Here is a 20,230-nt window from a genome sequence, read left to right on the forward strand (position 1 = left end):
GCTAGTCCAGTTCGTTATCGAGATCATTATTGCCAGCCGCAGCAGCAGGTGCACCGGCTACGCGGTTATATTTCGGGCTCAGCTGAATGTAGAGGATAGCCATTACTGCGCCAATCACACCCAGAGCAACCAGGTTGAAGTTAGTAAATGCCGCGGTGACGAAGCCGAGGTAGAAGAATGGCATCAGGTAGCCTGCGCGCATCATGTTGATGACCATCGCATAACCTACCACTACGATCATACCCCCTGCGATGTTCAGACCACCGGTCACAACTTCCGGAATGGCATTAAGCATGCTCTGAACTTCACTGGTACCAACAGAAATCGCCACGATTACCGCCGGGATAGCGATACGCATAGCCTGCAGGAACAGGGAGGATACGTGCAGCCAGGAGATCGCCGTCAGGTTACCGTTTTCTGCCGCCTTATCCGCTGCGTGCTGGAATGCTACGGTGATAGTACGAACGATGATGGTCAGTACCTGGCCTGCTGCTGCCAGTGGGATAGCCAGCGCGATACCTGCACCAATGCTTTGGTGACCCGCGATAACCAGAACGGTAGAGATAATTGAGGCCAGTGCGGCATCAGGTGCAACCGCAGCACCGATGTTCATCCAGCCCAGGGCGATCATTTCCAGGGTACCACCGATGATGATACCGGTTTTCATATCACCGAGAACGGCACCAATCAGCGTACAGGCCACCAACGGACGGTGGAACTGAAATTCATCGAGTACCGACTCCATACCCGCGATACATGCGACGATGAACACCAGCACAATCTGAAGAGTGGTAATCTCCATTGTACTTCTCCTATTGCTATACAGACTTAAGTGTGAAAACTAAGTAAATGCCAGGGCGTTATTTCACCTTGGCAATCAAATCCATCATTTTCAGTTTCTGATCGGTAGAAACCTTACGAGCCTCGAGCTCAATACCGCGTTCGTTGAGTTTCTTGAAGGCTTCGATGTCTTTTTCATCGACAGAAATTGCGTTGTTTACCTGCGTTTTACCCTGACGGAAAGCCATACCGCCAATGTTTACAGAGGTAATTTTCACACCACCTTCAACGATACGTTCTACGTCGGTCGGGTTGGTAAACAACAGCATCACACGCTCACCTGCATATTTCGGGTTGTTGTAGACGCGGATCATTTTCGCGACATCAACCACATGCGCCGTCACACCCGGAGGTGCAACCTGGGTCAGCAGCGTTTTACGCACGGTATCGGCGGCAACTTCATCACTGACGACGATAATGCGTGTTACGTTGGTTTCTTTGGTCCAGCGAGTTGCCACCTGACCATGGATTAAGCGGTCATCAATACGCGCCAGGCCGATCTGCATATAATCGTTCGGACCCATCGGTTTGGCGGGAACTGCTGCTTTTGGCGCCGCGACTGGGGCTGGAGCGGCTTTCTCCACCGGTTTTGCTTTCAGCGCTTTCACGCCTTCGCTACCGGTTTCAACGGCCAGTGCTACTAATTCATCGAAGCTGGGGTTGTCATCACGCGCCATGAAGGTTTCAACCAGCATGGGAATGTTCACACCGGCGATGACTTCGTAATGCTCTTTATCGACGACAATGCGGCTCGCAGCGTTAAACGGGCTGCCTCCCCATGTGTCAACGAGAAACAGCACGCCTTTACTGGTATCGAGTTTTGCCAACTGAGCGTTGTACTTTTCAATCAGCGTTTCGGCATTTTCGCCTGGAACGAAATCGATCCAGCCGACGTTTTCCTGCTCGCCTAACAGCATTTCTGCTGTCTTAAGTAACTGCTCTGCAGCCCAACCATGTGTGCCTATTACAATAGCAATGGTCACTTGCTACCTCCTTTATTATCGTTAACACATCAACGTGAAGATGTATTTGAATCGTCGTCCGCAATCGAATCGATTCAGATAAGGGTTACAAAGAAAAACCTATGATTTTCGTGAATTATTTTAGATATCGAAAAAAATATTTTATGTGATGAAGATCCGTAATTTAACTTCCGATAAAAAGAAATTTCGAAGGGTAAAATATCTCCGAAACAACTTATTGCAAAGGAAGGTAAATCTTTGCTAAAAAACGGTTGTCTCTGTTATGTTTAGCATCGGTTTAATTACTCAGGAGTATAGGGCAGTAGCTCACCATATGGATCGTCACCGACGTCATTTCACTATCAGGCCGTATCAAGCCTGTCAGATTGGCACTTTTTGCCACAAATTTTCTCTGCATATCGCTTCAACGCCTGAGATCCTCAGCGCGCAGTTTGGTCATTCCTTAAGCAGGAGCTTGTCATGGAATTATTAATGGACCCGCAGATTTGGGTGGGTTTGCTCACGCTTGTCGTTCTCGAAATTGTTCTGGGTATTGATAACCTGGTCTTCATTGCGATCCTGGCTGATAAGCTGCCGCCAAAACAGCGAGATAAAGCGCGTTTAATCGGTTTGTCACTGGCACTGGTTATGCGCCTGGGCTTGTTGTCCGTGATTTCGTGGATGGTGACGCTAACTAAGCCGCTATTTACGGTAATGGACTACTCGTTCTCGGGGCGCGATCTGATCATGCTGCTGGGGGGGATTTTCCTCTTGTTCAAGGCCACGACAGAGCTGCATGAGCGGCTGGAAAACCGTGAACATGATACCGGCCAGGCAAAAGGGTATGCGAGTTTTTGGGTTGTTGTGACGCAGATTGTCATCCTCGATGCGGTGTTCTCGCTGGATGCCGTTATTACGGCGGTCGGTATGGTCAACCATCTGCCGGTGATGATGGCGGCGGTCGTGATTGCTATGGCCGTGATGCTGCTGGCTTCTAAGCCGCTAACACGATTTGTGAACCAACATCCGACGGTGGTGGTGCTGTGTCTGAGCTTCCTGTTAATGATCGGTCTGAGCCTGGTTGCCGAAGGGTTTGGCTTCCATATTCCGAAAGGCTATCTGTATGCGGCGATTGGCTTCTCAATCATCATTGAGTTGTTTAACCAGATTGCCCGTCGGAACTTTATTCGCCACCAGTCGACGCTGCCGCTGCGTGCGCGCACTGCCGATGCAATCCTGCGTCTGATGGGGGGTAAAAGTCAGGCCAGCGCGCAGATGGAATCCGACAACCCGGTGCCGGTTCCCGTCCCGGAAGGCGCATTTGTGGAAGAAGAACGTTATATGATCAACGGCGTCCTTTCTCTGGCGTCGCGTTCATTACGCGGCATTATGACGCCTCGTGGCGAAATTAGCTGGGTTGATGCAGACCTGAGCGTGGAGGAAATTCGCGAGCAATTGCTCTCGTCACCACACAGCCTGTTCCCGGTGTGTCGTGGCGAACTGGATGAAATCATCGGTATTGTGCGTGCTAAAGAGCTGCTGGTCGCGCTGGAAGACGGTGTGGATGTGGCGGCCATTGCCTCTGCGTCTCCGGCTATTATTGTCCCGGAAACGCTGGATCCTATCAATCTGTTAGGTGTTCTGCGACGCGCCCGCGGCAGCTTTGTTATCGTCACTAACGAGTTTGGTGTAGTCCAGGGTCTGGTCACGCCGTTGGACGTATTAGAAGCTATTGCCGGTGAATTCCCGGATGCCGATGAAACGCCTGAAATTATTGCTGATGCAGGCGGTTGGTTGGTGAAAGGTGGTACCGATCTGCATGCGTTGCAACAGGCGCTGGACGTGGATACGTTAGTGAATGAAGATGAAGACATCGCCACGGTGGCAGGTTTAGTCATTGCCGCTAACGGCCATATTCCACGCGTAGGTGATGTTATCGATGTTGCACCGTTGAGCATTACGATTGTCGAAGCCAATGACTATCGTGTGGATTTAGTTCGCATTGTTAAAGAACAACCCGCTCACGACGAAGACGAGTAAGCGGGGTTAGCGAAACGGCATAACGTGCATACTGTGTCGCCCGTTATGCCGGGCGGGCGGCGGCGTGCTGCCCGCCAGCCATTTGGGAAAATCGCGCAGCGGCATCGGTTTTGCGTACAAAAAGCCTTGCAATAAATGTACGCCGTGTCGGCGTAAATGCTGTGCCTGCGCCTGTGTTTCAACGCCTTCCGCCACCAGTTCGATATTCAGTTTTTTCCCCAGAGCGATAATGATGTCTGTGACGGTTGAGTTCACGGCGTCTGTCCCGATTGCCGAGGTAAATGATTTATCAATCTTCAGCACATCCGGGCGAAGCTTTTCCAGCCAGGAGAGCGAGCTGTTGCCGGTGCCGAAATCGTCAATTGCCAGCTTTACGCCAAGCCGATTTAACTCGCGCACGACCCGATAATCCACATCCAGTAACGCATCGCGCTCGGTGAGTTCGATAACCAACTGCTGAATAGGGTGCTGGCTGAACCAGTACTGGTTGAGATCTTTTAGCAGCGTACCGTTACGAAAATGGCTGGCGGCAACATTAATCCCAATATGAAACTGGCTGCTCATCGGGAATACGTGCCGTTGCTGAATGGTTTCTGCGATGACATGACGGGTAAGCGGCACAATCAGGTTGTGCTCCTCTGCGATGGGAATAAACACTTCGGGAGAGATCCAACCCTGGCGCGGGTTATTCCAGCGTAAAAGGATTTCCACTCCCATACATTGCTGGGTTTGCGCATTAAGTAGCGGCTGGCAAAACAGCTCGAATTCCCGTGCAGCAAGGGCCAGATTTATCTCCCAGGAGAAGCTCATTCTGCTGGCGGTCGCCAGCCATGCCAGGTAGCCCACTAAAAAACTTAGGATCACCGCCAGCGGCAGTTGTGTTGGCAAATGTTTTATAGCCAGTTCGCTGGCACCCGGACCGGTGACGCTGATAGTAAAGGGGAAATGTTGCGATGAGAGCTGGTAGCGTTTTTCATTATTCAGTTCAGGTAGCGTATCGACAACACCTTGTCCATATAGCAAATGGCGATTACCGACGGTTAAGCTGGCATGGGTAATTTGCGGTGGCTGGGGTTCAAGCAACATGGACGATAATAAATCAATGTTAACGATTTCCAGCACGCCATCTGAGCCATCGGCAGATGCTGGATACCATTGCGTCAGAATCGGACTGCCCTTAATCAACGAGTGGTCGGTAGACAGCAGCAATTGCGGCTCCCGACTGGGTAATTCAGGCTCCAGTTGGCGAATAGGCAGATTGCGATAGCCAAAAATGCTGGAACAATAAAGGACCCCGCTCTGAATCAGGCTGATAGAACGTACCGTTTGCAGTCTGGCTGCATGCTTACTCAGGGGTAAACGCGCGACTGAGCAGGGAAGCCCAATCAGCGGTAGCAGTACATCGCGTCCGGTCTGTAGGGGCAAAAGCACGTCATCCAACTCTTCAACGGCGTGGTTGGCAAAGGTAACGGTATTGCGATGATTTAAATTACGCTCCGAAATAAATCGGACAGTTAATGTGAGAATGAGCGTCAGTAGTGCACATAGTGTGCAGACGATTAAGCGATTCCGGCGATAGTTCTTGATGATCCTTTGCGCTGTTTGCATGCGGGCCGCCCGATAAGCCGTTGGTCACAGTAGCCAACAGCAACAGAGCAAGTGTAGTGGGGAAAATTACGCCAGACGAGGGAGAGGGGGCAAATTCGCCCATCCGTCGCAGATGGGCGAAAAATAAGTATTAGTCACATTGAACTTTGATTGCCAGGCCACCGCGTGACGTTTCACGGTACTTGGCGTTCATGTCTTTACCTGTTTCGTACATGGTCTCAATGACTTTATCCAGCGAGACGCGCGGAGCGCTGGTACGGCGCATTGCCATACGCGCAGCGTTGATCGCCTTCACTGACGCAATGGCATTACGTTCGATGCACGGAACCTGTACCTGTCCCGCCACCGGATCGCAGGTTAAGCCGAGGTTATGTTCCATGCCGATTTCAGCAGCAACACACACCTGCTCAGGGCTCGCGCCTAACAGTTCAGCCAGACCCGCGGCAGCCATGGAACAGGCTACGCCCACTTCACCCTGACAACCCACTTCTGCACCAGAGATAGACGCGTTCATTTTGTACAACGCGCCAATCGCGCCGGCCGCCAGGAAATAACGAGTATAGATATCCGGGCTTACGGACTCGATGAAATGATCGTAATAGGCCAGTACCGCAGGCACGATACCGCAGGCACCGTTGGTTGGCGCAGTAACTACGCGACCACCCGCGGCGTTTTCTTCGTTAACGGCCAGCGCGAACATGTTCACCCAGTCGATCACGTTCATCGGATCGTTGGACAGCTTATCGCTGGAAACCAGCATACGACGCAGGGCTGAAGCACGACGAGGAACGCGCAGCGGACCCGGCAGCACGCCTTCGGTGTTCATACCACGATCGATACAAGCCTGCATGGTTTGCCAGACGTTACCAAAGTACTCTTCAATCTCTTTTTTACTGTGCAGAGCAAGTTCGTTCTGCATCGCCATGCCAGAGAGAGACAGGCCGGTGCTGTTGCAGTATTCCAGCATTTCGGTGGCGGATTTGAACGGATAAGGCACACTGACCTCGCCCGCGGCATCCTGACCAAAATGTTCTTCATCAACGATGAATCCACCGCCGATAGAGTAGTAGGTTTTGCTGTAAATGACGGTTTCGCCACTGTACGCGTGGATCTGCATTCCGTTTTCATGCAGCGGCAGGTTGCCGTTGTGAAAACGCATTCCGTCATTCTGCGGGAAATCCACTTCGTGCTGGCCCTGCGCAAGCAGCAGGCGTCCACGCGTTTCTACGTCGCGGATAAATCCGGGGATGCTGTCAATATCCACGGTAGCAGGCTCATTGCCCGCCAGACCCATAATAATGGCGATATCGGTATGGTGACCTTTACCCGTGAGCGACAGTGAACCATACACGTCGACGGCGACACGAGTAACGCTGTCCAGTAATCCTTTTTCGACCAGGTCATCGACGAACTGTTTACCCGCCTTCATAGGCCCTACGGTATGGGAAGATGAGGGACCAATCCCCACCTTAAACATGTCGAATAGACTAATCACGATAATACTCCTACAGGGCGACTGGGGTTTCCAGTAACGATGTTATAACTGCGCATAGTGTAAGAGGGAACGCGGCGATCGGCTTAACTATTCACATGAATTAAACTAATAGATAACCGCGGTTTTACTAATGTTGTGACCTGAGTTTCAAGTTGTCTATGGTGTGCGTAAAGATAAGTATAGTCAGGGCTTGACGCCAATTTGCAGCGCCAGCTCACGAATTATTCCGGCGGTCATTCCCCAGACGAAATATTGCTCATACCAGGAAAGCCATACACGATGTGAATCGCCGCGACGGTAGATATCCAGCGGATGATAACGACCTAAATGCAGGGCTTGTGCCAGCGGCATTTCAAACACGGCGGAAACTTCATCAACACTTGCGCGATACGGCAAATTTGGCGGGATAATGCCTACCACCGGCGTGACCTGGAAACCGGTCACACTGTCGACCGGCGGCAGAACGCCAATCACCTCAACGCAGGATGGTGGGATCGCCACTTCTTCCTGCGCTTCGCGAAGGGCGGCGGCTATTAACGAGGCATCGCTGCTATCCACCGCGCCGCCGGGAAAGGCGACCTGTCCGGCATGCTTGCGCAGATGAACGGATCGCTGAGTTAACAGCAACCCCGGCTGTGCACGACGCACGACGGGGATCAGTACGGCGGCCTGACGCTGGTTTAACGCAGTATGATTAACCTGCGGGCGCAGGAGTTGAAAGCGCGATAAAAAAACATCAAGCGTCAGGCTGCTGTATTCCACGTGTCAGTTCTCCAGTTGGTGCAAAATACGATTCACTTTATCAAACGTTTCCTGATACTCCGCATCTTCCTGGCTGTCCGCCACAATGCCACCGCCAGCGGAACAATAAATGCGTCCGTTGGTGGCTGTCAGCGTGCGAATGGTGATGCTGGTATCCATATTGCCGCAAAAGCTCAGATAGCCAATGGAACCGCACCAGGCGTTGCGTCTTTGCGGTTCCAGTTCGTCAATAATTTCCATTGCCCGCACTTTTGGCGCACCGGTAATAGAGCCGCCGGGGAAGGCGGCACGCAGCAGGTCAGTGGCGTGCAATGACTCTGGCAGACGCGCGGTAATGGTGCTGACCAAATGATGAACGGCAGGGAACGGTTCGACAACAAACAGTTCCGGAACCTGTACCGAACCGGGTTCGGCAACGCGGCCAATATCATTACGCATTAAATCGACGATCATCAGGTTTTCCGCCTGATCCTTTGGGGAGTTCGCCAGTAATTGAGCCTGCTGACGATCGGCATCGGCATCTTCAAGTCTGGGCAGCGTGCCTTTAATCGGACGCGTCTGGATGTGCTGGTTTTCCAGCAGAATAAAACGTTCAGGTGAAAGGCTGAGAATCGCCCCTTCCTCAAGACGTATAAACGCACTGAACGGGGCGCGGTTCGCATGGTTGAGACGTACAAACGCCAACCACTCATCTCCTTGATAATGCGCCTGAAAACGCTGGGCAAGATTGACCTGATAGCAATCGCCGCTGTGCAGATAACGCTGCACCCGACGGAACTTTTCACCATACTGCGCGCGGGTCATGTTGGACTGCCACGAGGATGTTAACGAAAACGGTTCGCGCACGGGTATCTGTTGATTTTCCAGCCAACGGCGTCGTGCCTGTACATCGGAGTGGCTAAGTAGCGACACCCTTTGCAACTGATGATCGACAATCAGCGCCCAATCGTAAATGCCAACCGCCATGTCCGGTAGCGTGATATCCTGTTCGGCTTCCGTTGGCAGAGATTCAAAACGACGGCCTAAGTCATAACCGAACAGACCCAATGCGCCTCCCTGGAAGGGAAAATCGGGATTATAATCGGGCTGAATAGTCAGCGATGTCAGCGCCGAACGTAAAACCGTCATAGGATCATCAACCGTTTGCATAGTGCCGTGATGGTCATGCACAACGGTCTCTTCTGCATGTGTGACCAGCGTGGTAATGGGGTCGGCGACCAGAATATCAAAGCGATTATGCGGATGGTCGGCGTGGCCTGAATGCAAAAGCATTGCCCAGGGCTGGTGGCTTAATGTGGCAAAATAGTGCTCAGCGGCGTCCAGACGCCAGGGGAGTGTGATTACAGCGGGAGATAACGTCTTCATCAGTCCTGACTCGTTGCTACTTCACTGGCTATGTGCCGGGTAGCATGAAATAATTAGCGCTAATAATTTAGCAGGAGTTCACCATGATTGCAGGTTTACCTTCACTCACGCACGATCAGCAGCAACAGGCGGTTGAACGCATTCATGAACTGATATCCCAGGGGATGAGCAGTGGCGAGGCGATTACGAAAGTGGCTGCTGAATTACGCGCCAGCCATACCGGCGAGCGGATCGTGGCGCGTTTTGAAGATGAAGACGAATAACGCCGCTTATACCGCAGCGATAATCTTAATTTCAACTTTGTATTTCGGATTCATTAACCCGGCCTGAACGGTACAACGTACCGGCGCGTGACCAGCAACAACCCATGCGTCCCAGGCTTTGTTCATGGCGGCAAAATCATTTTTGTCCGCCAGGAACAGGGTGGCATCAAGAATACGTGACTTGCTGCTGCCCTGTTTTTCCAGCACCGCATCAATTTGCGCCAGCGTATTTGCCGTTTGCTCAAAGGCGTCGGCATCCAGATTTTCCGGTACGCCGGTGTAATACAACGTGTTGTTGTGGATAACCACGTCGGACCAACGCGCTTCGGCATCAATGCGCACAATCGTCATAAATCATTCCTCATTTACGTTTTTTCATAATGGCTTCGGGTTGCGCCAAGACTGCCATAATGTTGTGTCCACGTCACCTCTTCAACTGGCGAAAGAGCCGCTGGCCTGACATAATCCCTGTTCAAATGAACAGGGGGCAGTGTGACGGACGATTTTGCAGCAGACGGTCAGTTGGCTAAAGCGATACCCGGTTTTAAACCGCGTGAACCACAGCGGCAGATGGCCTTCGCCGTCAGTCATGCTATCGAAAAATCACAGCCGCTTGTTGTCGAAGCCGGAACAGGAACGGGTAAAACCTACGCTTATCTTGCCCCAGCGCTGCGTGCCGGAAAGAAAGTGATCGTCTCCACGGGCTCGAAGGCGTTGCAGGATCAGCTATACAGCCGCGATTTACCCACAGTAGCGAAGGCTCTGGAATTCACGGGTAAACTGGCGCTACTGAAAGGGCGTTCAAACTATCTGTGTCTTGAGCGTCTCGAACAACAGGCGCTGGCGGGCGGTGACCTGCCGGTACAGACTTTAAGTGACGTCATTCTGCTGCGCTCCTGGTCAAATCAAACCCTTGATGGAGACATCAGCACCTGCGTCAGCGTGGCGGAAGACTCTCAGGCCTGGCCGCTGGTGACGAGCACAAACGATAATTGCCTTGGGAGCGACTGCCCGCTGTACAAAGAGTGCTTTGTCGTTAAAGCGCGCAAGAAGGCGATGGATGCAGATGTCGTCGTGGTAAACCACCATCTGTTTCTCGCTGATATGGTGGTAAAAGAGAGTGGGTTTGGCGAGCTGATCCCGGAAGCTGAAGTGATGATCTTCGATGAAGCGCATCAGTTACCGGATATCGCCAGCCAGTATTTTGGTCAATCGCTCTCCAGTCGCCAACTGCTGGATCTGGCGAAAGACATCACCATTGCCTATCGCACCGAGCTGAAAGACACTCAGCAGCTTCAAAAATGCGCCGACCGGCTGGCGCAAAGCGCGCAGGACTTCCGCCTGCAATTGGGCGAGCCGGGCTATCGAGGAAACTTGCGGGAACTGCTGGCCGACCCGCGCGTACAGCGCGCGTTTTTGTTGCTCGATGACACGCTGGAGCTGTGTTACGACGTGGCGAAACTGTCTCTCGGACGTTCCGCCTTGCTGGATGCCGCGTTTGAACGTGCCACGCTTTACCGTACTCGTCTGAAGCGCCTGAAAGAGATCAACCAGCCAGGTTTCAGCTACTGGTATGAATGCACCTCGCGCCATTTCACCCTTGCGCTGACGCCGCTCACGGTGGCGGATAAATTCAAAGAAGTGATGGACCAGAAGCCGGGCTGCTGGATTTTTACCTCCGCGACGCTGTCGGTAAACGATGACCTTCATCATTTCACCGCGCGGCTGGGTATTGAAGATGCCGAGTCGATGCTGCTGCCAAGTCCATTTGATTTCACCCGCCAGGCGCTGCTGTGCGTGCCGCGTAATCTCCCGCAAACCAACCAACCGGGAGCGGCGCGTCAGCTGGCATCCATGCTGCGTCCCATTATCGAAGCGAACAACGGGCGCTGCTTTATGCTGTGTACCTCGCACGCGATGATGCGCGATCTGGCTGAACAATTCCGCGCCACCATGACCCTTCCCGTGCTGCTGCAGGGCGAAACCAGTAAAGGGCAACTGTTACAGCAGTTTGTCAGCGCAGGTAATGCGTTACTGGTTGCCACCAGCAGCTTCTGGGAAGGGGTGGACGTGCGTGGCGATACGTTGTCGCTGGTGATTATTGATAAACTGCCGTTCACCTCGCCGGACGATCCGCTGTTAAAAGCGCGGATGGAGGACTGCCGTTTGCGCGGCGGCGATCCGTTTGAAGACGTTCAGTTGCCGGATGCGGTAATCACCCTGAAACAGGGCGTGGGGCGTCTGATTCGTGACGCCGACGACCGCGGGGTGCTGGTGATTTGCGACAACCGTCTGGTGATGCGACCTTATGGTGCCACTTTCCTGGCAAGCCTTCCGCCTGCGCCGCGGACGCGTGATATTGCTCGCGCTGTTCGTTTTCTTGCCATACCAACGACTGAGTAATTTGTTACGGAGTGTGGTAAGATGCGCGCCAAATTTATTGACCTGATCACAAACACCCATGCGAATTCTGGCTATCGATACCGCCACAGAGGCGTGCTCTGTTGCCCTGTGGAATGACGGTACTACCAAGGCTCATTTCGAGCTTTGCCCACGAGAACACACCCAACGAATTTTACCAATGGTCGAGGAAATCCTGGCCGTTGGCGGTCTCACGTTAACCGATATCGACGCTCTGGCGTTTGGTCGCGGTCCTGGCAGTTTCACCGGTGTACGTATTGGGATTGGCATTGCTCAGGGGCTGGCGTTAGGCGCGAATTTACCGATGATCGGCGTTTCCACCCTGGCAACAATGGCGCAGGGAGCCTGGCGTAAGTCGGGCGCGACCCGCGTACTGGCCGCGATCGACGCGCGAATGGGCGAAGTCTATTGGGCCGAATACCTGCGTGATGAGAACGGCAACTGGCACGGTGAAGAAACCGAAGCGGTGCTAACCCCCGAGCAGGTGCATGCGCGTTTACTGCAACTGTCTGGCGAGTGGGTAACGGTCGGAACAGGCTGGCCTGCCTGGCCTGAGCTCGGTAAAGACAGCGGTCTGACGCTGAGCGATGGCGACGTTTTGCTCCCGGCGGCTGAAGATATGCTGCCTGTTGCCACGCAAATGCTGGCTGCCGGTAAGACCGTGGCGGTTGAACATGCGGAACCGGTTTATTTACGTAACACCGTGGCATGGAAGAAACTTCCCGGTAAAGAATGAATCTTAGTAGTACATCCCTGGTCAATTCGCACAGCCGTCAGTGCGCAGCATGGTGAATTGGTCGGGGCAGAAGCTAAGAAAAGGGAGTCGCAATATGGCGGTGCAAAAGCAGTTATTGAAAGGTGTGTTGGCGGGCGCATTCGCGTTAATGCTTAGCGGTTGTGTCACCATCCCGGACGCGATTAAAGGTTCGAGCCCTACGCCGCAGCAGGATCTGGTGCGGGTGATGAATGCCCCGCAGCTGTATGTCGGACAGGAAGCGCGTTTCGGCGGTAAAGTGGTGGATATTCAGAACCAGCAGGGGAAATCCCGTCTGGAAATTGCCACTGTTCCTCTTGATAGCGGGGCGCGACCGGTGCTGGGCGAAGCCTCCCGCGGGCGAATTTATGCTGATGTAAATGGTTTCCTCGACCCGGTGGACTTCCGCGGTCAACTGGTTACCGTCGTCGGTCCGATTAGCGGTACTGTGGATGGAAAAATCGGTAATACACCGTATAAATTCATGCTGATGCAGGTAACTGGCTATAAACGCTGGCATATTACTCAGCAAATTGTTATGCCGCCTCAGCCGATCGACCCCTGGTTCTACGGTGCGCGTGGCTGGCCTTACGGTGGCTACGGCGGATGGGGATGGTACAATCCCGGCCCGGCACAGGTTCAGACCATAGTAACTGAGTAACTCTTTGTTTTATGAGTAAAAGAAACAGCGGCTCGTCCGCTGTTTCTGCATTAACGTGGATATAAGAAAAATAAATAGTGACGTGCTTCGCAACCTTGTCGTTGTGTAATAAACAAACTGGTACGCTGAGTTAATATTATGTTAACAGTTTGTTTATTGCCTGGGGTTGTGATGACGACGAATACGCATTTTAGAGGTGATGTATTGAAAAAGGTTTGGCTTAACCGTTATCCCGCTGGTGTTCCTGCGGAGATCAATCCTGACCGTTATCAATCCCTGGTGGAACTCTTTGAACACTCAGTAAGACGGTATGCCGATCAGCCCGCGTTTGTAAACATGGGGGAGGTGATGACCTTCCGCAAGCTTGAAGAGCGTAGCCGGGCATTTGCGGCCTATTTGCAACAGGGACTCGGGCTGAAGAAGGGCGATCGCGTCGCATTGATGATGCCGAACCTGCTGCAATATCCGGTCGCACTGTTTGGGATTTTACGTGCCGGCATGATCGTCGTGAACGTGAACCCGCTGTACACGCCTCGCGAGCTGGAACATCAGCTCAACGACAGCGGCGCGTCGGCGATTGTCATCGTGTCTAACTTTGCCCACACGCTGGAAAAAGTCGTCGACAAAACGTCGGTGCAACACGTGATCCTGACGCGTATGGGCGATCAGCTGTCGACCGCCAAAGGGACCTTGGTTAACTTTGTCGTCAAGTATATCAAGCGTCTGGTACCGAAATATCACCTGCCGGATGCCATCTCTTTTCGTAGCGCGCTGCAAAACGGTTATCGCATGCAGTATGTGAAACCCGAAGTAGTGTCGGAAGATCTGGCGTTCCTGCAATATACCGGGGGGACTACCGGTGTGGCGAAGGGCGCGATGCTTACGCACCGTAACATGCTGGCTAACCTTGAGCAGGTTAACGCCACTTATGGCCCGTTGCTGCATCCGGGTAAAGAACTGGTGGTGACGGCCCTACCGCTGTATCACATTTTTGCACTGACGATGAACTGCCTGCTGTTTATTGAGCTGGGCGGTCAAAACCTGCTGATTACCAACCCGCGTGATATTCCGGGACTGGTAAAAGAGCTGGCGAAGTATCCGTTCACCGCCATGACCGGCGTCAACACGCTGTTTAACGCGCTGCTGAATAACAAAGAGTTCCAACAACTGGACTTCTCGTCACTGCACCTTTCGGCTGGCGGCGGGATGCCGGTTCAACAGGCGGTAGCTGAACGTTGGGTAAAGCTGACCGGTCAGTATCTGCTGGAAGGCTATGGCCTGACGGAGTGTGCCCCTCTGGTGAGCGTCAACCCTCATGATATCGACTACCACAGCGGCAGTATCGGGTTACCGGTTCCTTCCACCGAGGTCAAACTGGTGGATGACGACGATAACGAAGTGCCGCCGGGAGAACCGGGCGAACTGTGCGTGAAAGGTCCGCAAGTGATGCTGGGCTACTGGCAGCGACCAGACGCCACCGACGAAATCGTTAAAGACGGCTGGCTGCACACCGGCGATATTGCGGTGATGGATGATGAAGGCTTCCTGCGTATTGTCGATCGTAAGAAAGATATGATCCTGGTGTCCGGCTTCAACGTCTATCCAAATGAAATTGAAGACGTGGTTATGCAACATCCTGGCGTACAGGAAGTGGCTGCGGTCGGCGTTCCGTCGGGCAGCAGCGGTGAAGCGGTGAAAATTTTCGTGGTGAAGAAAGATGCCTCGTTAACTGATGAGGTGCTTATCACTTTCTGCCGTCGTCACCTGACGGGCTATAAAGTACCGAAGCTGGTGGAGTTTCGCGACGAGTTGCCGAAATCTAACGTCGGTAAAATTTTGCGACGAGAATTACGTGACGAAGCGCGCGCCAAAGTGGACAATAAAGGCTGAGCGTTAAGTCAGCCAGCAGAAAACGCCGGGTAAACCGGCGTTTTTTTTGGCGCAAACCTAAGAGAGCACGATTTGAATTATCAAATGATCACCACGGACGACGCGTTAGCCACGCTGTGCGAAGCCGTCCGTGAATTTCCGGCGATAGCCCTGGATACCGAATTTGTTCGCACACGTACCTATTATCCGCAGTTGGGGCTGATCCAACTCTTTGATGGCAAACACGTTGCTCTGATTGATCCACTAGGGATCACCGACTGGTCGCCCCTGCGCGATATTCTGCGTGATACCGCCATCACCAAATTCCTGCATGCGGGAAGTGAAGACCTGGAAGTGTTTCTCAACGCTTTTGGCGAACTTCCGCAGCCGTTAATTGACACACAAATCCTGGCCGCGTTTTGCGGTCGTCCGCTGTCGTGGGGCTTCGCCTCGATGGTGGAAGAGTTTACGGGGGTGGCGCTCGACAAAAGTGAATCGCGTACCGACTGGCTGGCCAGACCGCTGACCGAGCGTCAGTGCGAATACGCGGCGGCTGACGTCTGGTATCTGTTACCGATCACCACAAAACTGATGGCTGAAACCGAAGCCAGCGGCTGGCTGCCAGCCGCGCTGGACGAATGCCGCTTAATGCAGCAGCGTCGCCAGGAGATTCTGGCGCCGGAAGACGCCTGGCGTGACATCACCAACGCATGGCAACTGCGCACCCGTCAGCTAGCCTGCCTGCAACTGCTTGCCGACTGGCGACTGCGTAAAGCACGCGAGCGCGATCTGGCGGTAAACTTCGTGGTGCGTGAAGAGCACCTGTGGGCGGTGGCGCGTTATATGCCGGGCAGCCTGGGTGAACTGGATAGCCTGGGTCTTTCCGGGAGCGAAATTCGTTTCCACGGTAAAACGCTGATCGCCCTGGTGGAAAAGGCCCAGGCTTTACCGGAAGAGTCGCTACCGCAGCCGCTGCTGAATTTGATGGATATGCCAGGGTATCGCAAGGCGTTCAAAGCCATCAAAGCGCTGGTTGCCGAGGTGAGTGCGGAACATAATCTCAGCGTCGAACTTCTTGCTTCGCGTCGCCAGATCAACCAGTTGCTCAACTGGCACTGGAAATTAAAGCCGCAGCAATCCCTGCCAGAGCTGGTTTCCGGCTGGCGTGGCGAATTGATGTCCGATCGCCTCAACGCGCTGCTGCAGGAATACCCGCAGTAAGTCACCAGGCTCGCCGGGTCGCGCGTTTGCTGACCCGGCCTGCGCAACGCTACAGATCGAGCACCAGGCGCTTACCTTTGGCGCGCGAGCAGCAGATGAGCATGCTTTGCTGGCTGGCTTTTTCGTCGTCGCTGAAATACTGATCGCGGTGATCCGCTTCCCCTTCCAGAATCGTCGTTTCGCAGGTGCCGCAAACACCTTCCCGGCACAGGCACTCAACCCGGGCGGCTTTGTTATTTTCGATAACCTGCAAAATGGTCATCTCTTCCGGGACCACAAACTCGCGCCCGGAACGCGCCAGCACCAGAGTGAAGGCGTCGCCGCCTTTCTCTTCCACGGCAAATTGTTCGAAATGTAGCGTATTGCTGTCCAGCCCAAGGCGGGAAGCCGCTTCTCTGACAGCATCGTTGAGCACCGCAGGGCCACAGGTGTAGATATGCGTGCCGGGTTCAACATCTGCCAGCAGACGGGCTAAATCGAGGCGGGTGCCTGCGTTCGACAGGTGCAGATGAATGCGATCGGCGCTGGGGTGTTGCATGAGTTCGTCATGAAACGCGCAGGTCTCCTGGCTGGGAGAGCAATAGTGCAGTTGCCATTGCGTCTGAGATTGTTCCAGCTCCGGGAGTTGCGATAAAAACGGTGTGATGCCGATACCTCCGGCAATCAACAGATGTTTTTGTGCCTGAGGAGCGAGGGCGAAGAGATTGTTTGGTGTGGAGATCGTGAGCGTGTCGCCGGGCTTCACGTTTTGATGCAGATATCGTGAGCCGCCTTTGGACGCCTCCTCCAGGCGTACGGCGATTTTATAGGCGCGCGTATCGCGTGGTGAACTCATCAGCGAGTACGCATTGCTGTACAGGTTCTCGCCATCGCGCATCTGCACGATAATATGGCTGCCACCCTGAAACGCAGGCAACGGCTGGCCTGAGGTCGCCGTTAAGGTGAAGCATTTTACCTGCGCGGTAATCGTCTCAATCCGGCTGACCCGGACTTCTTGCATTTGATAATCAGACATTGCGGCCTCCCTAAAAAATCTGTCCGACGCGCCTCAGCGACGCGCCGGAACCTGTCGTAACAGCCCCGGGTTATTCCTGAAAAACCTGGGCGACCAGATTATGGAAATGGGCAATGCCATGCTCGGAGATGCCGCTGCCGCTGGTGTCCGCCATAATGCGTCCCTGGCCGCGATACCCGCGCGATTTCAGCCCTTTTTGTACGCTTTCAACCAGACGTAAATCTTCAGGACGAAAGACGTTGCGATACCATTCGATCAGTTGTTTCTGCTCTTCGGTCAGCTCTTCGTTGGTGAAATAGATGTCATAGTTTTGCAGCGTGGTTTCCGCATCTACCGGGAATTCGTAGATAACGGTCATCATGCCTTTGATTGGCGTCACGTTGAGCATGGTGCACGGCCACAGCCAGAAACCGTGGAAAGCGGCATCAACTCCTTCTTCGAACTTAAATGACTGCTCTGAAGGTTTGGCGAAACCGTATTGCAGCGTCCAGTTGCCGTGCATGGTATGCCAGTAACGGTCAACCTGGACCGAGTCGGAAAAACCTGGATGGGCCGGACCGCAGTGGTAGCACTCCAGATAGTTATCGACGATATTCTTCCAGTTGGCTGGGGTACGAGTCGTAAAGCGCGCAGCAAGTTTCAGGTCATGCACGTCTGGGCAGGCTTCGATAACTTTGTCTGCAAGACCAGGGAGTTGTTCTTCCACGCTGCCCGCGTTCGGATCCATGTTTATAAACACGAATCCGGCATATTCTTCCAGGCGTACCGGTGTAAGGTGCGCTTTTTCGCTGTCGAAGTTGGCGACGTTTTCGCAGTTACGCGCATGCGCCAGATTGCCGTCAAGTTTGAACGCCCATGCGTGGTAAGGGCAGGTAATCACATTTTTCGCTTTCCCCTCGCCGCTCAACAGCTGATGACCGCGATGCGGGCAGACGTTGTAGAATGCCCGCAGCACGTTATCGCGCCCACGTACCAGCACGATATTCTCGCCAATCACTTCTCGGGTAACATAATCATTGGGTTTCGCCAGTTCGCTACTGTGGGCGACGCAAATCCAGCTTTTAGCGAACACCTTTTCTTGTTCGTGTTCGAAAGCCTGATGGTCGGTATAAAACCGGGCCGGGATAGTCCAGGCATCCTGCGGGTTGGCACAGAAATTTTGCGGCAGAATAAACTCAGGGCTCAGATTGCTCATTGGAATACCTTTAATTTGTGAGTAAGAGGATTTTTGTGCTGGCGCTTAATTGTCGCCTTTGAGTAGTGTCCCGGCCGGTGGCGCGACCGGGACGTCAACTGGCGCTTCGGGAATATGACTTTCAATTTGATGCGCAGGAACGTGGGCATAGTCCTGCCGTACCCAGCGCAGAAAACCGCCAACCTTCACCAACAGGATGGCGAGGAATGGAAGAGCGGTCAGAACCACCGTGGTCTTCATGGTTTCCAGAGACGCGCCGGTGAACAAAATCGATAATGGGATCAGGGTGATAACCACGCACCAGAACAGACGAAGACTGCGCTGCGGATCTTCCCCTTCCTGCAGGTTGCGCGTGCTGGTGGCCGCCATGGTGTAGGCCACAGCATCCATGTGTGAGGCGAGGAATATAATCATGATCGCCAGATACGCCACCAGAAACAGTTTCCCGGCAGGCAACGACATCAACACTTGCTGTACGGCCGTCTCACCGCCCAGCGTCGCCATAACCTGCGGTACGTCGATCACGCCGTTCACAAACTGGTGAATGGAGTAGCTTTCCATCACGCCAAAGAAGAACCAGCAACCAACAGTGCTACCGAGGATTAATGCCCAGATAACCTCTTTGATTTTGCGACCACGGGATACGCGAGTGACAAACATTGCCACGCCCGGCGTGTAGGAGATCCACCACAGCCAGTAGAACACCGTCCAGTTACGGGTGAACTCACCGTTGCCAAGCGGGTCGGTGAAGAGGCTCATTTGCAAAAAATTTTGTGTCGTCAGGCCGATGGCGTTGATGATGTTGTTGGTGATGAACTCGGTCGGGCCGACGATCAGCACCAGCAGCGGCAGTAAAAACGCCCCCCAGCCGACCATTTTGCTCAGGCGTTGCAAACCGTTATTGATGCCAATCCAGGAGCTCAGGCAGAAAATGCCGCCAGAGAACAGGATTACAAACGCCTGCACCGTGAAGTTATCCGGTAACCCCGTCAGGGCAGACAAACCGCGGGTAAAGGTGGCAGCGGTGACGACCAGAGAGATAGTTAACGCGCCAACTGTCGCGATCAGGAACATCAGGTCAACCAGGCGACCCCAGACGCCCTGTGGATGCACGCCGGTAATGGCGGCGATAATCCCGGACAGGCTCAGTCCTTTGTTTTTACGCACATGGAAGTGGTATGCCATGGTTAATGAGGCCAATGTATAGGTCGCCCATGCGCTGATCCCCCAATGGAAAAAGGAATAGGGCAGGCTGTATTCCAGCGCTTTTTGCGAGTGCGGCGCGATATTCAGACCCGGGGTCTGGTAATAATAGGCCCACTCAGCAACGCCCCAGTAGAGCGTGGAGGAGCCTAATCCAGCGCATATAAACATAAACAGCCAGGAGAGCGTGCTGTATTCCGCTTTACCTTCTCCCAGACGGATGTTGCCGTATTTGCTGGTAGCCAGCCAGACGACCAGACCCATAGCCATCAGAACGAGGATCTGCACGGTGGAACCCAGCATCCGGGTAACGCCGTTAAAAAGGGTATTTGCGACTTGTGCAGACTGCTGAGGGAAGAGACTAAGTGTGGCGGCGATGAAAAGAATAGCCACCAGGCTGATGGCTATCAGCGGCATGTCTTTTTTCTTGACGTTGCTCAACATGGGATCTCCTGGGCACAGTTGCCCGCGTATGGCATTAGCCTGTCGTTGTTATCATGCTGTAGGGGTAGAATGAGTTACTTTGTATTTAACAATTTTATTATTTGTTCTTTAC

The 20,230-nt window shown here is 53.5% G+C and carries 17 protein-coding genes; 7 read left to right on the forward strand and 10 right to left on the reverse strand.

Going from position 1 to position 20,230, the window contains the following annotated elements:
* Position 1 precedes the first annotated feature (1 nt).
* Both manY and manX read right to left on the reverse strand, forming a co-directional pair.
* Positions 2-802, reverse strand: coding sequence for a PTS mannose transporter subunit IIC (manY, locus tag KQJ19_RS00650; protein ID WP_016153395.1), 801 nt, complete (start codon positions 800-802; stop codon positions 2-4).
* 58 nt (positions 803-860) lie between these two features.
* Positions 861-1,823: a PTS mannose transporter subunit IIAB gene (manX, locus tag KQJ19_RS00655; protein ID WP_047416602.1), complete on the reverse strand. Its 963-nt coding sequence runs from the start codon at positions 1,821-1,823 to the stop codon at positions 861-863.
* A gap of 459 nt (positions 1,824-2,282) precedes the next feature.
* Between manX and yoaE the strand changes: the two genes are divergently transcribed.
* Positions 2,283-3,842, forward strand: coding sequence for a CNNM family cation transport protein YoaE (gene yoaE / locus KQJ19_RS00660; protein ID WP_016153393.1), 1,560 nt, complete (start codon positions 2,283-2,285; stop codon positions 3,840-3,842).
* A gap of 6 nt (positions 3,843-3,848) precedes the next feature.
* On the opposite strand, the gene KQJ19_RS00665 is transcribed toward yoaE, so the two are convergent.
* From KQJ19_RS00665 to pabB, 4 genes are all read right to left on the reverse strand, one after another.
* Positions 3,849-5,450, reverse strand: a complete 1,602-nt coding sequence (locus KQJ19_RS00665) for an EAL domain-containing protein (protein WP_200052080.1) — start codon at positions 5,448-5,450, stop codon at positions 3,849-3,851.
* Positions 5,451-5,580: 130 nt separating this feature from the next.
* Entirely contained in the window at positions 5,581-6,945 is a 1,365-nt protein-coding gene (gene sdaA / locus KQJ19_RS00670; RefSeq protein ID WP_016153391.1) for an L-serine ammonia-lyase, read from the reverse strand.
* Between the two features lie 183 nt (positions 6,946-7,128).
* Positions 7,129-7,707 (reverse strand): CoA pyrophosphatase, encoded by a 579-nt coding sequence (locus KQJ19_RS00675; protein ID WP_103766411.1) that lies wholly within the window; start codon positions 7,705-7,707, stop codon positions 7,129-7,131.
* Positions 7,708-7,710: 3 nt separating this feature from the next.
* A complete protein-coding gene (gene pabB / locus KQJ19_RS00680; RefSeq protein ID WP_216403257.1) occupies positions 7,711-9,075 on the reverse strand; it encodes an aminodeoxychorismate synthase component 1 in 1,365 nt (454 codons plus the stop codon).
* An 80-nt stretch (positions 9,076-9,155) separates the two neighbouring features.
* Here pabB and KQJ19_RS00685 point away from each other — a divergent pair, with 80 nt between their 5' ends.
* The gene (locus KQJ19_RS00685; protein WP_016153388.1) at positions 9,156-9,335 is read left to right on the forward strand and encodes a YoaH family protein; all 180 of its coding nucleotides are present in this window, start codon (positions 9,156-9,158) and stop codon (positions 9,333-9,335) included.
* A 6-nt stretch (positions 9,336-9,341) separates the two neighbouring features.
* Here the strand turns inward: KQJ19_RS00685 and KQJ19_RS00690 are convergent, their stop codons facing one another.
* Positions 9,342-9,686, reverse strand: a complete 345-nt coding sequence (locus KQJ19_RS00690; RefSeq protein ID WP_016153387.1) for a RidA family protein — start codon at positions 9,684-9,686, stop codon at positions 9,342-9,344.
* Positions 9,687-9,827: 141 nt separating this feature from the next.
* Here KQJ19_RS00690 and KQJ19_RS00695 point away from each other — a divergent pair, with 141 nt between their 5' ends.
* The 5 genes from KQJ19_RS00695 to rnd all read left to right on the forward strand — a co-directional run bounded on the left by KQJ19_RS00695 (position 9,828) and on the right by rnd (position 16,261).
* Complete coding sequence (locus KQJ19_RS00695; protein ID WP_216403223.1) at positions 9,828-11,738, forward strand: ATP-dependent DNA helicase; 1,911 nt, start codon at positions 9,828-9,830, stop codon at positions 11,736-11,738.
* A 58-nt stretch (positions 11,739-11,796) separates the two neighbouring features.
* The gene (tsaB, locus tag KQJ19_RS00700; protein ID WP_200080030.1) at positions 11,797-12,492 is read left to right on the forward strand and encodes a tRNA (adenosine(37)-N6)-threonylcarbamoyltransferase complex dimerization subunit type 1 TsaB; all 696 of its coding nucleotides are present in this window, start codon (positions 11,797-11,799) and stop codon (positions 12,490-12,492) included.
* 94 nt (positions 12,493-12,586) lie between these two features.
* Positions 12,587-13,171 carry a Slp family lipoprotein gene (locus KQJ19_RS00705; protein WP_016153384.1) on the forward strand — a complete coding sequence of 195 codons (585 nt, stop codon included), beginning with the start codon at positions 12,587-12,589 and terminating at the stop codon, positions 13,169-13,171.
* 204 nt (positions 13,172-13,375) lie between these two features.
* Positions 13,376-15,061, forward strand: a complete 1,686-nt coding sequence (gene fadD, locus KQJ19_RS00710) for a long-chain-fatty-acid--CoA ligase FadD (protein WP_141875278.1) — start codon at positions 13,376-13,378, stop codon at positions 15,059-15,061.
* A gap of 84 nt (positions 15,062-15,145) precedes the next feature.
* Positions 15,146-16,261 carry a ribonuclease D gene (gene rnd, locus KQJ19_RS00715; RefSeq protein WP_016156789.1) on the forward strand — a complete coding sequence of 372 codons (1,116 nt, stop codon included), beginning with the start codon at positions 15,146-15,148 and terminating at the stop codon, positions 16,259-16,261.
* 49 nt (positions 16,262-16,310) lie between these two features.
* On the opposite strand, the gene KQJ19_RS00720 is transcribed toward rnd, so the two are convergent.
* The 3 genes from KQJ19_RS00720 to KQJ19_RS00730 all read right to left on the reverse strand — a co-directional run bounded on the left by KQJ19_RS00720 (position 16,311) and on the right by KQJ19_RS00730 (position 20,118).
* The gene (locus KQJ19_RS00720; protein WP_075848666.1) at positions 16,311-17,276 is read right to left on the reverse strand and encodes a PDR/VanB family oxidoreductase; all 966 of its coding nucleotides are present in this window, start codon (positions 17,274-17,276) and stop codon (positions 16,311-16,313) included.
* Positions 17,277-17,346: 70 nt separating this feature from the next.
* Positions 17,347-18,471 (reverse strand): carnitine monooxygenase, oxygenase subunit YeaW, encoded by a 1,125-nt coding sequence (yeaW, locus tag KQJ19_RS00725; RefSeq protein ID WP_003833746.1) that lies wholly within the window; start codon positions 18,469-18,471, stop codon positions 17,347-17,349.
* 45 nt (positions 18,472-18,516) lie between these two features.
* Positions 18,517-20,118, reverse strand: coding sequence for a BCCT family transporter (locus tag KQJ19_RS00730; protein WP_216403225.1), 1,602 nt, complete (start codon positions 20,116-20,118; stop codon positions 18,517-18,519).
* Between the last annotated feature and the right edge of the window lie 112 nt (positions 20,119-20,230).

Origin of the sequence: Citrobacter sp. S46_ASV_140 (assembly GCF_018919545.1) — a bacterium.
GTDB classification, from domain to species: Bacteria; Pseudomonadota; Gammaproteobacteria; order Enterobacterales; family Enterobacteriaceae; genus Citrobacter; species Citrobacter braakii.

What these genes read in the sequence shown, in the direction of transcription:
- manY (WP_016153395.1), bottom strand. Translation starts at nt 802, where the DNA reads ATGGAGATTACCACTCTTCAGATTGTGCTGGTGTTCATCGTCGCATGT.
- yoaE (WP_016153393.1), top strand. Translation starts at nt 2,283, where the DNA reads ATGGAATTATTAATGGACCCGCAGATTTGGGTGGGTTTGCTCACGCTT.
- KQJ19_RS00665 (WP_200052080.1), bottom strand. Translation starts at nt 5,450, where the DNA reads ATGCAAACAGCGCAAAGGATCATCAAGAACTATCGCCGGAATCGCTTA.
- KQJ19_RS00685 (WP_016153388.1), top strand. Translation starts at nt 9,156, where the DNA reads ATGATTGCAGGTTTACCTTCACTCACGCACGATCAGCAGCAACAGGCG.
- KQJ19_RS00690 (WP_016153387.1), bottom strand. Translation starts at nt 9,686, where the DNA reads ATGACGATTGTGCGCATTGATGCCGAAGCGCGTTGGTCCGACGTGGTT.
- tsaB (WP_200080030.1), top strand. Translation starts at nt 11,797, where the DNA reads ATGCGAATTCTGGCTATCGATACCGCCACAGAGGCGTGCTCTGTTGCC.
- KQJ19_RS00705 (WP_016153384.1), top strand. Translation starts at nt 12,587, where the DNA reads ATGGCGGTGCAAAAGCAGTTATTGAAAGGTGTGTTGGCGGGCGCATTC.
- rnd (WP_016156789.1), top strand. Translation starts at nt 15,146, where the DNA reads ATGATCACCACGGACGACGCGTTAGCCACGCTGTGCGAAGCCGTCCGT.
- KQJ19_RS00720 (WP_075848666.1), bottom strand. Translation starts at nt 17,276, where the DNA reads ATGTCTGATTATCAAATGCAAGAAGTCCGGGTCAGCCGGATTGAGACG.
- yeaW (WP_003833746.1), bottom strand. Translation starts at nt 18,471, where the DNA reads ATGAGCAATCTGAGCCCTGAGTTTATTCTGCCGCAAAATTTCTGTGCC.
- KQJ19_RS00730 (WP_216403225.1), bottom strand. Translation starts at nt 20,118, where the DNA reads ATGTTGAGCAACGTCAAGAAAAAAGACATGCCGCTGATAGCCATCAGC.